17 protein-coding genes are annotated in these 12,189 nt (G+C 69.9%); 10 read left to right on the top strand and 7 right to left on the bottom strand.

What is annotated here, in order from left to right; genetic code table 11:
- The first annotated feature begins 63 nt into the window (after positions 1-63).
- Both AC07FN_RS27220 and AC07FN_RS27215 read left to right on the top strand, forming a co-directional pair.
- A complete protein-coding gene (locus AC07FN_RS27220; protein WP_478398195.1) occupies positions 64-795 on the top strand; it encodes a TetR/AcrR family transcriptional regulator in 732 nt (243 codons plus the stop codon).
- 298 nt (positions 796-1,093) lie between these two features.
- Complete coding sequence (locus tag AC07FN_RS27215) at positions 1,094-1,840, top strand: SDR family oxidoreductase (protein WP_478398194.1); 747 nt, start codon at positions 1,094-1,096, stop codon at positions 1,838-1,840.
- 24 nt (positions 1,841-1,864) lie between these two features.
- On the opposite strand, the gene AC07FN_RS27210 is transcribed toward AC07FN_RS27215, so the two are convergent.
- The 3 genes from AC07FN_RS27210 to AC07FN_RS27200 all read right to left on the bottom strand — a co-directional run bounded on the left by AC07FN_RS27210 (position 1,865) and on the right by AC07FN_RS27200 (position 4,796).
- A complete protein-coding gene (locus AC07FN_RS27210; protein ID WP_478398193.1) occupies positions 1,865-2,515 on the bottom strand; it encodes a maleylpyruvate isomerase family mycothiol-dependent enzyme in 651 nt (216 codons plus the stop codon).
- Positions 2,516-2,596: 81 nt separating this feature from the next.
- Complete coding sequence (locus AC07FN_RS27205; protein ID WP_478398192.1) at positions 2,597-4,090, bottom strand: carboxylesterase/lipase family protein; 1,494 nt, start codon at positions 4,088-4,090, stop codon at positions 2,597-2,599.
- 97 nt (positions 4,091-4,187) lie between these two features.
- Positions 4,188-4,796 carry a TetR/AcrR family transcriptional regulator gene (locus AC07FN_RS27200; protein WP_478398191.1) on the bottom strand — a complete coding sequence of 203 codons (609 nt, stop codon included), beginning with the start codon at positions 4,794-4,796 and terminating at the stop codon, positions 4,188-4,190.
- A 67-nt stretch (positions 4,797-4,863) separates the two neighbouring features.
- Here AC07FN_RS27200 and AC07FN_RS27195 point away from each other — a divergent pair, with 67 nt between their 5' ends.
- The 4 genes from AC07FN_RS27195 to AC07FN_RS27180 all read left to right on the top strand — a co-directional run bounded on the left by AC07FN_RS27195 (position 4,864) and on the right by AC07FN_RS27180 (position 8,018).
- Positions 4,864-5,214 carry a GatB/YqeY domain-containing protein gene (locus tag AC07FN_RS27195; protein ID WP_478398190.1) on the top strand — a complete coding sequence of 117 codons (351 nt, stop codon included), beginning with the start codon at positions 4,864-4,866 and terminating at the stop codon, positions 5,212-5,214.
- Between the two features lie 160 nt (positions 5,215-5,374).
- The gene (locus AC07FN_RS27190) at positions 5,375-5,983 is read left to right on the top strand and encodes a class I SAM-dependent methyltransferase (RefSeq protein WP_478398189.1); all 609 of its coding nucleotides are present in this window, start codon (positions 5,375-5,377) and stop codon (positions 5,981-5,983) included.
- Between the two features lie 508 nt (positions 5,984-6,491).
- The gene (locus tag AC07FN_RS27185) at positions 6,492-7,502 is read left to right on the top strand and encodes an LCP family protein (RefSeq protein ID WP_478398188.1); all 1,011 of its coding nucleotides are present in this window, start codon (positions 6,492-6,494) and stop codon (positions 7,500-7,502) included.
- Positions 7,503-7,517: 15 nt separating this feature from the next.
- On the top strand, positions 7,518-8,018 hold the full coding sequence (locus AC07FN_RS27180) for a DinB family protein (RefSeq protein ID WP_478398187.1): 501 nt from the start codon (positions 7,518-7,520) through the stop codon (positions 8,016-8,018).
- A gap of 61 nt (positions 8,019-8,079) precedes the next feature.
- Here the strand turns inward: AC07FN_RS27180 and AC07FN_RS27175 are convergent, their stop codons facing one another.
- Positions 8,080-8,517, bottom strand: coding sequence for a carboxymuconolactone decarboxylase family protein (locus AC07FN_RS27175; protein WP_132481920.1), 438 nt, complete (start codon positions 8,515-8,517; stop codon positions 8,080-8,082).
- Between the two features lie 47 nt (positions 8,518-8,564).
- Positions 8,565-9,452, bottom strand: a complete 888-nt coding sequence (sigJ, locus tag AC07FN_RS27170; protein ID WP_478398186.1) for an RNA polymerase sigma factor SigJ — start codon at positions 9,450-9,452, stop codon at positions 8,565-8,567.
- A 211-nt stretch (positions 9,453-9,663) separates the two neighbouring features.
- On the opposite strand from sigJ, the gene AC07FN_RS27165 reads away from it, so the two are divergent.
- Together AC07FN_RS27165 and AC07FN_RS27160 are read left to right on the top strand one after the other, a co-directional pair.
- Positions 9,664-10,074, top strand: coding sequence for an SSI family serine proteinase inhibitor (locus AC07FN_RS27165; protein ID WP_478398185.1), 411 nt, complete (start codon positions 9,664-9,666; stop codon positions 10,072-10,074).
- Between the two features lie 99 nt (positions 10,075-10,173).
- Positions 10,174-10,509, top strand: coding sequence for a tRNA-binding protein (locus tag AC07FN_RS27160; protein ID WP_478398184.1), 336 nt, complete (start codon positions 10,174-10,176; stop codon positions 10,507-10,509).
- 76 nt (positions 10,510-10,585) lie between these two features.
- On the opposite strand, the gene AC07FN_RS27155 is transcribed toward AC07FN_RS27160, so the two are convergent.
- Both AC07FN_RS27155 and AC07FN_RS27150 read right to left on the bottom strand, forming a co-directional pair.
- On the bottom strand, positions 10,586-11,029 hold the full coding sequence (locus tag AC07FN_RS27155) for an Imm1 family immunity protein (protein ID WP_478398183.1): 444 nt from the start codon (positions 11,027-11,029) through the stop codon (positions 10,586-10,588).
- Entirely contained in the window at positions 11,026-11,205 is a 180-nt protein-coding gene (locus tag AC07FN_RS27150; RefSeq protein ID WP_478398182.1) for a DddA-like double-stranded DNA deaminase toxin, read from the bottom strand. Before AC07FN_RS27150 ends, AC07FN_RS27155 begins: the two co-directional genes overlap by 4 nt.
- Before the next feature lie 395 nt (positions 11,206-11,600).
- Here AC07FN_RS27150 and AC07FN_RS27145 point away from each other — a divergent pair, with 395 nt between their 5' ends.
- Together AC07FN_RS27145 and AC07FN_RS27140 are read left to right on the top strand one after the other, a co-directional pair.
- Positions 11,601-11,963 carry a hypothetical protein gene (locus AC07FN_RS27145; protein WP_478398181.1) on the top strand — a complete coding sequence of 121 codons (363 nt, stop codon included), beginning with the start codon at positions 11,601-11,603 and terminating at the stop codon, positions 11,961-11,963.
- 12 nt (positions 11,964-11,975) lie between these two features.
- On the top strand, positions 11,976-12,128 hold the full coding sequence (locus AC07FN_RS27140) for a hypothetical protein (protein ID WP_478398180.1): 153 nt from the start codon (positions 11,976-11,978) through the stop codon (positions 12,126-12,128).
- Positions 12,129-12,189 lie beyond the last annotated feature (61 nt).

The raw sequence follows: 12,189 nt of genomic DNA, 5'->3' as shown, positions 1-12,189 counted from the left end.
GCAACCGGGGGCGGGCGCCCGAAGTGGTTGACAATGTCAGGGTGACGATGTCACTGTGATCTCGTGTCAGACGATTGCGACCCGATGTCGGAGCTGTGCGAACTGGTGCCGGGCAGGCGCGTGCGGGCCAATCCGGGCGAGGGCGGGCGGCTGCGCGAGGAGATCCTCCTCGTGGCCGAGCGGATGCTGGTCGAAGCCGGCACCGAGGAGGCGCTCACGCTGCGGGCCGTGGCCGAGCGTGCCGGAGTCACCACGCCGTCGGTGTACCGGCACTTCGCGAGCAAGGACCGGCTGGTCGAGGCGGTGTGCCTGCGGGCGTGGGACGGGCTGGGCAGCCGGATCCGCGAAGCCTGCGCGCGGCTGACGGACCCGTTCATCGCGCTGGGCCAATGCGGACGCGCCTACGTCCGGTTCGCCCTCGATCATCCGGTGCAGTACCGCGTTCTGATGCTGCACCGGCCCGGTGGCCCGGAGCTCTCGCCCGCGGCGGAGGAGTGCTTCGCGCACATGGTGGATGCGGTCACCGCGTGCGTGGACGGCGGAGTGCTGCGCGGGGATCCCCGCACGCTGGCGCTGAGCCTGTGGTCCGCGATGCACGGGTGCGTGTCGCTGCTGATCAACCAGCCTTCGCTGCCGTGGCCCGAAGATCTCGACGAGTTCGTCAACGACGTGGTGCGGATCGCCGGTTTCGGGGCGGCCGTGAGCACCCGGCTGACGCGGACCGCGGTGCCGCGGAGCGCGGACGTGGCCGCCGGAGCGGACGCGATGGTCATGCGGATGAAGGAGGGGGCATGAGTAGCCCTGTGTCAATCTCAGTCCTCCTCAACCGCACCCCGGGGGGACCGTGACGCGAATCAGCCACGAGAAACCACGCAACGGGAGAGTGGGTTGAACGCGACCACCACTGTGGATCGCGGAGAGGCGGACCGGTCATGAGTAGCCCTGTGTCAACTTCAGTCCTCCTCAGCCGCACCCCAGGGGACCGTGACGCAATCCAGCCACGAGAAACCACGCAACGGGAGAGTGGGCTGAACGCAACCACCACTGTGAATCGCGGAGAGGCGGACCAGTATCGCGGAGAGGCGGACCAGTCATGAGCCTCGCTGGGCGGATCGCGCTGGTGACGGGAGGATCCCGGGGGATCGGCGCCGAGACGGCTCGGTTGCTGGGAGCCGCGGGCGCCCGGGTTTTCGTGAACTACCGGGAGAAGGCCAAGCGCGCTCAACGGGTCGTCGACGAGATCGCCCGCGCGGGCGGCGCGGCCTCGGCCGTGCGCGCGGACCTCACCGACCGGGCCGACGTCGCGGCCATGACCGGCGAGATCCGCGACCTGTGCGGCCGCCTGGACCTGCTGGTCCTCAACGCCTCCGGCGGGATGGAGCGCGACGCCCCGCCCGATTACGCGCTCCGGCTGAACCGCGACGCCCAAGTGTCCCTTGTGGACGCTGCGCTGCCGTTGCTGCCGCCGTCGTCGCGGATCGTCTTCGTCACCAGTCACCAGGCGCACTTCCACGGCAGGCGGCCCACCTACGACGAGTACGAACCGGTGGCCGCGAGCAAGCGGGCCGGCGAGGACGCGCTGCGCGCCCGGATCCCCGACCTGGCGGCCCGCGGGATCGGCCTGGTGGTCGTCTCGGGGGACATGATCGAGGGCACGATCACCCCGACGCTCCTGGAGCGCGCCCGCCCCGGCATCATCGACGCCCGCCGCGCGGAGGCCGGTTCCCTGCCGACGATCTCCGAGTTCGCCGCCGAAATCGTGTCCGCGGCAACCGCGCCGCTGGAGACCGGGCACACCGCGTACGTCGGCGGCGAGGACTACCTGGCCGACCGGGGCTGAACCTCGGCCGGCCGGGCGCCTGGTTCACGCGCGGTCGAGCAGGGTCGCGGCGCCGTCGCCGTCGAGCTCGTCGAAGTAGGCCGTGCGACCGGTCATGGCCATGGTCAGCGCCAGGGTGGTGCCGGACACCAGCGGCCCGGAGCCGGTGGCGAAGGGGCCGTCGGTCGCGGCGAGCCGGAGTCCGGCGATCCGCTTCTTGACGGGGACGACGAGGTCGGAGCCCCGGTAGTACTCGGCCAGCCGCGTCAGGGTGTCGATCGGGTAATCGCGGTGGATGCCCAGCGGCCGCCGGATGTCCTCGGCGTGCACGATCGCTTCGCCGAGCATCGCCACGACCGGCAGCGGCGGCTTGGTGGTGCTGGTGGTGACCCGGCGGAACCTCGTGAGCGTTTCCGCCGGGTTGGCGCCCAGCTGCTCCGCCAGCCGCATGGCCACCTGCTTGTCGAAGTCGAACCGGCAGCGGATCACGCCCGCGAACCACCGAGCGGGGGTGAGGCTCGCGCCCGCGGTGAGGTGCGCGAGCACCTCGCGCACCGTGAGTTCGGTGCACAGCGACGGCGTCGCCCATTGCTCGTCGGTCAGGTCGGCTAGGTCGGCGGCCAGGGCCGCCCGCTCGGCGTGCACCAACGGCCAGATTCCGGGCGCGCGTCGGGTCGTCGGTTCTGCTCTCGTCACGGCTGGATCTCCTGTGCTTCAGGTCGGTCGCGAGTAGGACCGCGGAGGCCGGGCCGAATCGTCGCTCGGGCGCGAACTTTTTCAGGGCATCCGCGACCAGAAGTCGAGGGCGTGCCCGGCCGCGTAGTCCGTGCCGCCGATCCGTTCCGGCGCCAGGGACTGGACGTGGCCGGTGGCGGCGTCGGGCCAGGCCGGCAGGTCGGCGCAGGCGGGGTCGCCGTTGGCCGCGAAGGCGGTCCAGTAGCGGTTCATCCGGTCGGCGAGCTCGCGCTGCGCCGCCGTCAGCGACGGTGCGCCGGGGATGTCGAACTGGTACGCCAGCTCGCTGGAGTGCTGCGCGCCGGTCGGGGCTCCGGGGAGCGGCACGAGCGGCGGGGCGTCCCGGTCGGCGAACTCGTAGAACCAGGTGTCGGTGCGTGCGGCGAGGGCACGGCCCAGTTCCCAGGCCGGTCGTGCCCACGCCCGGTCGGTGCAGATCTGCGCCCAGGCGAGGTTGGGCGTGGGGAAGCGGTCGAGCGCGTACCGCGCGGCGACATCCTCCGCCGCGTCGCCGAAGGCCTCCGCGAGCAGGTGCGGGTAGCTCTCGGCGGTGACCGGGTTTCCGGCGAGTCCGACGAAGAACCGGGCCTCGTCGAGCGTGGTGCCCAGCAGCACCGGCATCCGGTGGAAGCGCCCGGCGAGCAGCGCTTCCGCAGGTGATTCGGGCAGCGTGGTGCCGCCGAAGGCGGGCCGGATGAAGTTGCCCGACACCTGCAGCAACTCCTCCGCCGGAACCCGCCGGAGCTGCGCGAGCGCCGATCCGGCATCGCTGCCGGGCGTGATCCAGCCGTGCTCGGCGGCGGTGGCGGCACCGAGCCGGTCCAGCTCGGCCACCGGTGTCCACATTGGAGGGAGCGCCGGAACGCCGGGCATGAAGGTGTGCGCCGGTGTCGGGCCCAGCACGCCGAACGCGCTCTGCAGGATCGCGCGGTGGAACAGCCCGGCCGAGGCGGGCGACGTCAGGTGCGCCGCGACCGCGAGAGCCCCGTTGGACTCCCCGATCAGCGTCACGTTCGCCGGGTCGCCGCCGAATCCTGCGATCTCCCGCTGCACCCAGCGGAGCGCGGCCTGCTGGTCCTGCAGGCCGAAGGTGCCGCCGTCGGCGAGGCCCGGATGCCCGAAGCAGCCGAACACGCCGAGCCGGAAGTTCGGCGCCACGACGACGACGTCGCGGGAGATGGCGAGCCGCCGCGGGTCGTAGATGGCGGCGGTGCCGTTCGTCCCACCGCCGCCGTGCAGCCACACCAGCACCGGGCGTCCGGTGCCCGCGGTTGAGGGCGCGGTGACTTCGAGCGTCAGGCAGTCCTCGTCGACTGAGGTCACGTCCGCGAAGGACTGCGCCAGCTGCGGCGCGGGATTCCCGGGGACGGTCGCGTCGCGGATTCCGGACCACGGCTCGACCGGCGCGGGCGGGCGCCACCGCCGCTCGCCGACCGGTGGGGCGGCATACGGGATGCCTTGGAACGAAAGGTGTTCGTCGAGCCTGCGGCCGCGGATGGCACCGCTGCTCAACTGCACGGTCACGTGTTCGGTCATCGTGCGTGCCCCTCGGCGAGCAATAACAATACGAGCATATTGCTACGATAGCCGCACGGCCACGGTGTCGTCGTGAGCTTTTTCTGCGATGAGGAGATCAGCGATGCCCGGTGAACACCGTGGCGATGACCGGGCGCAACGCGTCCCGCGCCGAGAAGGCGTCCGCGCCCGAGAGCGCGACCTGATCGGCCAGGCCCTGCACGGTCGCGAGGATCGTGCGGGCGGCGAGCACGGCGTCGACACCGGGCTCGACCTCGCCGTGCTCCACGCCGTCCTGGATCACCTTCGTGACGTAGTCGAGGATGGCGCCGCCCGCCTGCCTGGCGACCTCCGCGAGACCGGCGTGATGCAGAGCCTGCGCCTGCAGGCCCTGCCGAACGCGGTACTCGACGTCCCGTTCCTCGTCGAGCGGCAGCAGTTCGACGAGGCTGTCGAGCAGCACCTCGGCGATCGGGAGGCGGGCAGCCTCGCCGTCGCGGACGCGAACCCGGACCCGCTCGCCCAAGCGGCGCGTGGCGTCCTCGTAGGCGAAGTGCAGCAGCGCGTCCTTGCCCGCGAAGTAGTGCTGGATGAGCCCGACCGAGATCCCGGCCTCGGTCGCCACCCGCGAGAACGAGACGCCCGCGAAGCCCTCCGCGGCGAGCAGGCGCTGGAAGGCCCGCGCGATCTGGGCGCGACGCTGATCATGATCGGCAACCCGCGGCACCCGAATATCGTACAGCCGTACTGCTATCGGGGGCAGGCCGGCGACACCCGGATTGGAGTCCCGACACATGCGCACCAGCCTGCGTGACGACCTCAAAACGGCCCTCAAGGCCCGGAACAACGTCGCCGTCGCGGCGCTCCGCTCGGCCTTGGCGGCGATCGACAACGCCGAAGCCGTGCCCGTGGACCGCCCGCTGAGCGGCGGGAACGAACACGTCGCGGGTGCGGCGCTGGGTGTTGGCGCGGCGGAGGCGCAACGCCGCCGGCTCACCGAGGCCGACATGCGATCGATCGTGGCGAACGAGGTGCGGGAGCGATCGGCCGCGGCGGAGGAGTACGAGCAGGCCGGGCGCGACGACCTCGCCGAACGGCTCCGCGCGGAGGCCGCGGTGCTGAGCCACCACCTGGGAACTCCCTGACACGTTTGCTGTTTCCGCAAACGGCGTTGCCGGATTTCGGGTCGCGGGGTCATGTTGGTGCCGGAGGTGGTCGAGATGACCGAACGACAAGCCGCGCGGGATCCCTTCTCGAACGAACTGGAAGCGCGCATCTGCGAACTCGTCATGGGAGACCGGCGTCATGGCATCTGAGGTGACCGGGCAGGAGTTCTGGGACGAGCGCTACGGCAGCCAGGACCAGCTGTTCAGCGGCGAGCCGAACGGGGCGCTCGTCGCCGAAGCGGCGGACCTGCCGCCCGGGCAAGCGCTCGACGTGGGATGCGGCGAAGGCGCGGACGCGCTCTGGCTGGCCCGGCGCGGGTGGCAGGTCACCGCGGTGGACGTCTCGCAGGTCGCGCTGGAGCGCGCCGCCCGAGTCGCGGCGGGCGGTCCAGAAGTCGCCTGGACGCGCGCGGACCTGAACACCGTCGCGCCGCCGGCCGGGGCGTTCGACCTGGTGTCGGTGCACTACTTCCCGCTCGTGAAGCAGCCCGGGCACGCGGCCCTGCGCGGCTTGCTGGCCTCGGTCTCCCCTGGTGGCACGCTCCTGTTCGTCGGCCACGACATGACGGACATGCCGCCGGAAGCCGCGCACGGCTACGAGCCGGGCGAGTTCTACCAGCCCCACGAGATCGCCGAACTCCTCGACGGCGATTGGACCGTGATGGTCGACGAATCCCGCCCGCGGAACCCCCCGTCGCCCGGCGGCCACACCCACGACACCGTCCTCCGGGCCAAACGCCTGCGGTGAGGTGCTCGTGGGTGTTCGTTCCGGTTCTTACCGGTACGAGCACTCACGACCCTCGGCGCAGCGGACACATCCGTCCTATGTGGACCACGGACAGATGGCGGCGAACATGTCGCGGTGGATCTCGGGCCTGGCCGGGTTCAGGTTGGCCACGGCGGTGGCACCGCGGCCGTCGGTGGCCCCGGCGGACAGGGGTATCAGGCAGATCCCGGAATTCGGCTCAGGGCATTCACCAACGCCGCAGCTGATCGGAGCAGCACCGGAGGGACTCGTGTCATGATCCCGGCATGACGATTCACCGAAAGGGCGATGCCGCGTAGGTCGCCGGGCGCGTTGCGCGCCGAACGAACGCACATTCCCGGACTCCGGCCGGCGGGCCGGATTCGCGGCGCCGGACGTGGGCCTGCGTGGGCGGAGGAGGCTTCGGCCACGGCTGGGGAGCTCGGCCACCGGGGGCGTCCATTTTTGTGGACCCGAGCAACTTTCCGGCGAGCGGAACGTCTTCTCGGATATGAACACCTATCAGTTCCGGAACGACTGGGGCGCGACGGATCGCGGTGCTGGGAAACCACGCCGGAAGGGCCGCAAGATCTTCGCGGTCGTGGTGGTCCTGGTGCTGTTACCGGTGGTGTTCGGGGCATGGCTGTGGTTCCACGTCGACTCCTCGATCCAGCGGGTCGACGCCTTCCCGGAGTACCCGGGCCGCCCGGCGGCGGGCGCGGGCACGAACTGGCTGATCGTGGGCTCGGACAGCCGCGAGGGGCTGGATCCGGAGACGGCGGCCGGGCTGCACGTCGGCGATGCGGAGGGCCGGCGCACGGACACGATCATGATCGCGCACCTGCCGGACAACTCCACGGCCCCGACGCTGATCAGCCTCCCGCGCGACTCGCGGGTGCCGGTCCCCGGCCACGGGCGGACGATGATCAACGCGGCCTTCGCGGAAGGCGGCCCGCAGCTGCTGGCGCAGACGGTCGAGCAGGCCACGGGCCTGCGCATCGACCACTACGCCGAGATCGGGTTCGGCGGGTTCGCGGAGATCGTCGAGGCGGTCGGGGGCGTCGAGATGTGCCTGGACCAGGAGATGCACGACACCAAGACCGGCCAGACGCTGCAGGCGGGCTGCCAGCGCTTGGACGGCGCGAACGCCCTGACCTTCGTCCGCATGCGCTACAGCGATGCGACCCCGCGTTCGGACCTGGACCGGGTCGCGAACCAGCGCAAGTTCATCGGCGCCCTGGCGCAGGAGGCGTCCAGCGCGACCGCCCTGATCAACCCGTTCGCCACCTACGCACTGGCCGACGCGGGCGCCCAGGCGATGACGATGACCAGCGACGACGGCCCGGGCGACCTGCTGTCGCTGGCGTGGGCGATGCGCGGCATCTCCTCGGGCGCGGTGGTGACGACGACGGTCCCGGTGACCGACGGCACCGCGCAGAGCTGGGACAAGAAGAAGGCCTCCGAACTCTTCGAGACCGTGAACGCCGACCAGCCCCTCCCGGAGGACCTGATCGTCGACTGAGCGCATACTCGTCGGATGTTCCCGGAACCCACGGATCCCGCGGCCTCGCGCGGCGAGGTGCTGCTCCGCTACCTCGACTTCTTCCGGGGCGGCGTGATCGACAGGGTGGCGGCCCTGCCGGATGCGGAGCTGCGATCCAGCCGGGTCCCGTCAGGGTGGACGCCGCTGGAACTGGTCAAGCACCTGACCTTCGCCGAACTGCGCTGGATCGAATGGGGATTCGAGGGTCGTCGGTTCGAAAACCCTTGGGGTGACCGGACGAACGGCCGCTGGTACGTGGCCCCGGAGGAAACCTGCGACGATCTGGTGGCGGCCCTCCGCGACCAGGGACGGCGAACCTCCGAAGTCGTGGCGATCACGCCCCTGGAGAAGGCGGGCGAGCCGGGACCGCGCTGGAACGGCGCTGAACCGGCGACCCTGGAAAGGGTGCTGCTGCACCTCGTCCAGGAGTACGCCCGCCACCTGGGCCAGCTCGACATCGTCGTGGAACAGGCCGGCGGCCCGACCGGCGAGTGAAGTCCCGTGTGCACTTCCTGCTGCTACAGCAGCAGAAAGTGCACACAGCTCTCCCGCGGCCTCAGCGGCGCGGCGGCTTCATCTGCAGCGGGACACCGATGAGGTTCAGCGCGTTGATCAGCGCGACCTGGGCGACCAGGTGACCGAGCTCGGCCTCGTCCGGGAACGCCTTGCGCAGCGCCTCCCACTGGTCGTCGCCGATGTGTTCGCGGCGGGTGGCCGCCTCGGCGTAGCCCAGCGCGGCCCGCTCCCGCTCGTCGTAGAGCTCCGACTCCTGCCACACGGCCAGCTGGAGGAGCCGGTCCTCGGTCTCGCCGATCCGGCGCGCCTCCCGGCCGTGCATGTCGACGCAGAAGACGCAGCCGTTGATCTGCGAAACCCGGACCTTGACCAGCTCCCGCACCTTGTCGTCGAGCGGCCCCTTGCGGAGCGCGGCATCGGCGTCCTTGAAGCCCTTGTAGGGCTCCGGGGCCGCTTCGCCGAGGTTCAGACGTGCCATCGTTGTCTCCCTGTGGTTCTGGGCTGTCACCAGGGAGACGAGCGGGCCTACTCGGATGTGACCGCCTTGAGGTGGGCGAGTTTGCGCGGGTTGAGCACTCGCCGGTAGGCGACGATCCGGCCATCGGCGAACCCGAACGTGTCGACGGAGTGGATCCCGCCTTCGCGGTGGAGCACCAGCGCCGGCTCGCCGCCGATCTCGACGATGTCGATGCGGTCGGCCCGCCACCGGCGACCCACCCGGACCAGGACCTCGGCGATGCGCCGGCCGCCGAGGATGGGCACGCGGGCCGCGTTGACCTGCCCGCCGCCGTCGGTGAGGTAGACGGCGTCGGGATGCATCAGCTCGACCAGCGCGGCGAGGTCCCCGGTCTCGTAGGCGGCGCGGAACGCGATGACCAGGCGGTCCAGCTCGGCGCGCGGCACGTCCGGCGCGCTGCCCCTCGCCTCGGCGACCCGGTGCCGCGCCCGCGAGGCCAGCTTCCGGGCGGCGGGCACCGAGCCGCCCAGCACCTCGGCGATCCGCGCGAACTCCAGCCCGAACACGTCGTGCAGCACGAGGGCCACCCGCTCCGGCGGGCTCAGCTCCTCCATGATCAGCAGCATCGCGGAGCCGACCGACTCGTCGACGAGCACCGGCTCGGCGGCATCCGGCCCGGTCAGCAGGGGTTCCGGCAACCACGGCCCGAAGTAGCTCTCCCGCTGCACCCGGGCGGATTTGAGGATGTCGTAGGACCGCCGCGCGGCGACGGTGACCAGCCAGGCCCGCAGGTCGTCGACGCCGCCCAGGTCCGCCGCGGCGGCCCGCAGCCACACGTCCTGCACCACGTCCTCGGCATCGGCGACGCTGCCGAGCAGACGGTAGGCCACGCCGAAGACGGCAGGCCGGTGCTCCTGCCACTCCGCCCCCAACCGCTCGCGGTGTCCGCCACCCATGCAGATCCTCCTGAACTGAGCCTTACCCGTAAAAATTCAATCATTAACTCTTTTGGTCTAATGATTATTACGCCAAGTAGTCCAGTAATGTTCTCTGCATCCGCTGCGGCGGACGTTCATCCGGAAACGTTCCCGGATCTTATTGGGTAGGCGCACCTCGGCCTGCACTCCCCGATGCCCAGCGCGCTCGCGCACAGTTCTGATCGAAAGGTTGCGGAAGTTGTTGGCCAAACTCACCCGTCGCGTCCTGCTCGCCACTGCCCTGACCGCCGGAACGATGGCGACGGTCGCGGCGGTGGCCCCGGCACAGGGCGAAACCCCCAGCACGGTCCGGCTTTCGCTGGACAACGGCCGCGGAGCGGCGCTCGGCAACGCGGTCCTGACCTGCCACCCGGCGGGCGGCACGCACAAGAACGCGGCGAAGGCATGCAGCGACCTGGACGCGGTCGGGGCGGATTTCCGCCTGATGACGGCGAAGCCGGCGATGGCCTGCACCCTCCAGTACCAGCCGGTCACGGCGAAGCTGGAGGGGAACTGGCGCGGGCGGACGGTGAGCTTCACCGAGACCTACCCGAACAGCTGCGCCCTGACGGTCGAGACCGGAGTCGTCTTCGACTTCTGAGCCGCTAGCCGAAGTCCGCGGTCTGCCAACGGTCGACGTATTCCGGTGGTGTCGAGCCACCGGAGTACGCTGCCATCCGTCCAAACAGGAGGGTGTCGGATGTCGCCGATCGAGTGGGAAGACTTCGAGAAGGTGGAACTGCGCGTGGGAACGATCGTGCAGGCGGAACCGAACGAGAAGGCGCGAAAGCCCGCATACGTCCTGACCATCGACCTCGGCGAGTTGGGGCGCAAGACGTCGAGCGCGCAGATCACGGACCACTACGAACCGGAAGCCCTGATCGGCCGCCAGGTGTTGTGCGTGTGCAACTTCGAGCCGAAGCGAATCGCGGGAGTGAAGTCCGAAGTGCTGGTAACGGGAGCCCACGACGAGCAGAACAGCGTGGTCCTAGCGGGCTTCGACCACCAGGTCCCGAACGGCACCCGCCTCCTCTGACCGGGACGCCCCGGCGCCGAAGCGGCGAGGTCGCCGGCAGTCGATGCTCGGATGGATCCCAAGCCTCGTTGTCACGTCAGGCCAGGTCATTCGGGGCAAGTTGGTTCGGCTGGCCGTACTCGGGCTTTTGCCACTCGAGGTTGGTGGGGCGGTCCCCGCCACTGGAAAGGAAGGTCCGGGCGGCTTGCCGGGCAGTGGGGATTGGGATTGCGGAGTCGATCGGGGCGTCGGTCCAGATTCCGCCGTAGTCGAATCCGGAGTCGTCGGGCATTGGAACTGTGCCTTTGCTGGCTTCAAGGATGTCGGCTGGTTTGTCGCAGTAGATCAGCGAGCTGTAGTCAGGCTGGCCGAGCCCGATTTGCAGAATGTGCTGGCGGTCGGCGGTGACGATTTCGGCGTAGGTGGGAACATCTTCCTCGATGGCGTCGGCGGTCACGCGGTCGAGGAGAGCATCGAGTTCGACAACCGTGGTGACCTCGGCGGGGGCTTCGTCGGGGTGGTACATAACGGTGAACGTCATCGCTGGAGTCCTTCTCCCGTTCCCTCGTAGACCTGGTATCCGCCCGGCCAGTTGACCGTAAGGCGAGTGCCTTCGGACAGTTGCGCAGGCAGTGTGGTGTCGCACCCGAGTTCGCCGGGACAAGGGCGATTGTTGACGTAGAGCGTGGCTTCGGTGATACCGCGCTGGCGCAGCATCTTGGCGGTGCTGCGGGGGCTGTCTCCTCACTTGGTCGATGGGTACCTCCCCGTGTGGATTCGCAACCTGGCATACCGGCTCGTTCTGCTCCAGCGGCCTGACGAGCCACTGCTGATGCGGGAGGCGGCAGACAGTCTCCACCTGCATGGCCCGGACTGGGACGACGTTGCCGCCGAGCTGCGGAAGAGGGCTGACGCCTTGGGCGCGAGGCATTGACGACCAGCGCGGCCAGAGCCGGAACGCGGCTGTGGTGACAGTGTTGTGGAAGTAGGTGCATCCCGCCTCGGGCGGTGGGCGCCATGACCCGCACGCCATCGTCCGGTCTGGGTTCGCCTGCGCGAAGTTGCGCTGATGAGCGGATTCGTGCGACGGCCGGAAGGCCTAGCATCGGAACATGGGGGACGGACGCGACGAGGACGAGAGCGTCGAGAACGAGATTTCCGGGGGAACCTTCGAGGGGCCGGTGTCGCAGATCGGTCGTGTTAGTGGCGACTACACGATCAACTGGAAATCGCCGAAAACCGAGGAAGAGTCCTCGTTCGACGCCGAGTACATGGCCTACATGCGGGCGCGGATGGCGGCTGAAGCAGCCGCGCAGCGCAAGGGCAGGACCGCGTCCACCATCCGGGCCCTGATCATCGTCGGAGCCGTCGTCACCGTGCTCGTCATCGGGACGCAAAACCCGACGGCGGGCATCGTCGCTGCGTTCTGCGCGATCGTCGTGATCGGCTGGATGCTGCCGTCCGGGAAAAGGTGAATCGTGGCCGGAATGCTGTTCCTGCTCATCATCGTCGTGGGCGGCGTGGCGCTGGCTCGGCTGGGGAAAGCCGCAGGCTGCGGGCCGGTCGGGATCGGGTTGTTGGTGATCTTTGGCCTCGCGGCGATCTTCGGATTCCTGGAAGCCGCTGACCTCATGGACTGAACCGGCCCTCGCGGCCGAGGAAGCGGTGCTTCCCCTCCAGCGCGGTTCTTCTGGCCTTGAT

The sequence above is a fragment of the Saccharopolyspora sp. NPDC045941 genome (assembly GCF_056431445.1).
Note: the sequence above shows the minus strand (reverse complement) of the source record. Positions and strands in the feature narration are given on the sequence as shown.

Excerpts from the sequence above, each read along its gene's own strand:
- AC07FN_RS27215 (WP_478398194.1), top strand. The coding sequence starts at position 1,094 with ATGAGCCTCGCTGGGCGGATCGCGCTGGTGACGGGAGGATCCCGGGGG.
- AC07FN_RS27205 (WP_478398192.1), bottom strand. The coding sequence starts at position 4,090 with ATGACCGAACACGTGACCGTGCAGTTGAGCAGCGGTGCCATCCGCGGC.
- AC07FN_RS27195 (WP_478398190.1), top strand. The coding sequence starts at position 4,864 with ATGCGCACCAGCCTGCGTGACGACCTCAAAACGGCCCTCAAGGCCCGG.
- AC07FN_RS27190 (WP_478398189.1), top strand. The coding sequence starts at position 5,375 with ATGGCATCTGAGGTGACCGGGCAGGAGTTCTGGGACGAGCGCTACGGC.
- AC07FN_RS27185 (WP_478398188.1), top strand. The coding sequence starts at position 6,492 with ATGAACACCTATCAGTTCCGGAACGACTGGGGCGCGACGGATCGCGGT.
- AC07FN_RS27180 (WP_478398187.1), top strand. The coding sequence starts at position 7,518 with ATGTTCCCGGAACCCACGGATCCCGCGGCCTCGCGCGGCGAGGTGCTG.
- AC07FN_RS27175 (WP_132481920.1), bottom strand. The coding sequence starts at position 8,517 with ATGGCACGTCTGAACCTCGGCGAAGCGGCCCCGGAGCCCTACAAGGGC.
- sigJ (WP_478398186.1), bottom strand. The coding sequence starts at position 9,452 with ATGGGTGGCGGACACCGCGAGCGGTTGGGGGCGGAGTGGCAGGAGCAC.
- AC07FN_RS27160 (WP_478398184.1), top strand. The coding sequence starts at position 10,174 with ATGTCGCCGATCGAGTGGGAAGACTTCGAGAAGGTGGAACTGCGCGTG.
- AC07FN_RS27155 (WP_478398183.1), bottom strand. The coding sequence starts at position 11,029 with ATGACGTTCACCGTTATGTACCACCCCGACGAAGCCCCCGCCGAGGTC.
- AC07FN_RS27150 (WP_478398182.1), bottom strand. The coding sequence starts at position 11,205 with ATGCTGCGCCAGCGCGGTATCACCGAAGCCACGCTCTACGTCAACAAT.
- AC07FN_RS27145 (WP_478398181.1), top strand. The coding sequence starts at position 11,601 with ATGGGGGACGGACGCGACGAGGACGAGAGCGTCGAGAACGAGATTTCC.
- AC07FN_RS27140 (WP_478398180.1), top strand. The coding sequence starts at position 11,976 with ATGCTGTTCCTGCTCATCATCGTCGTGGGCGGCGTGGCGCTGGCTCGG.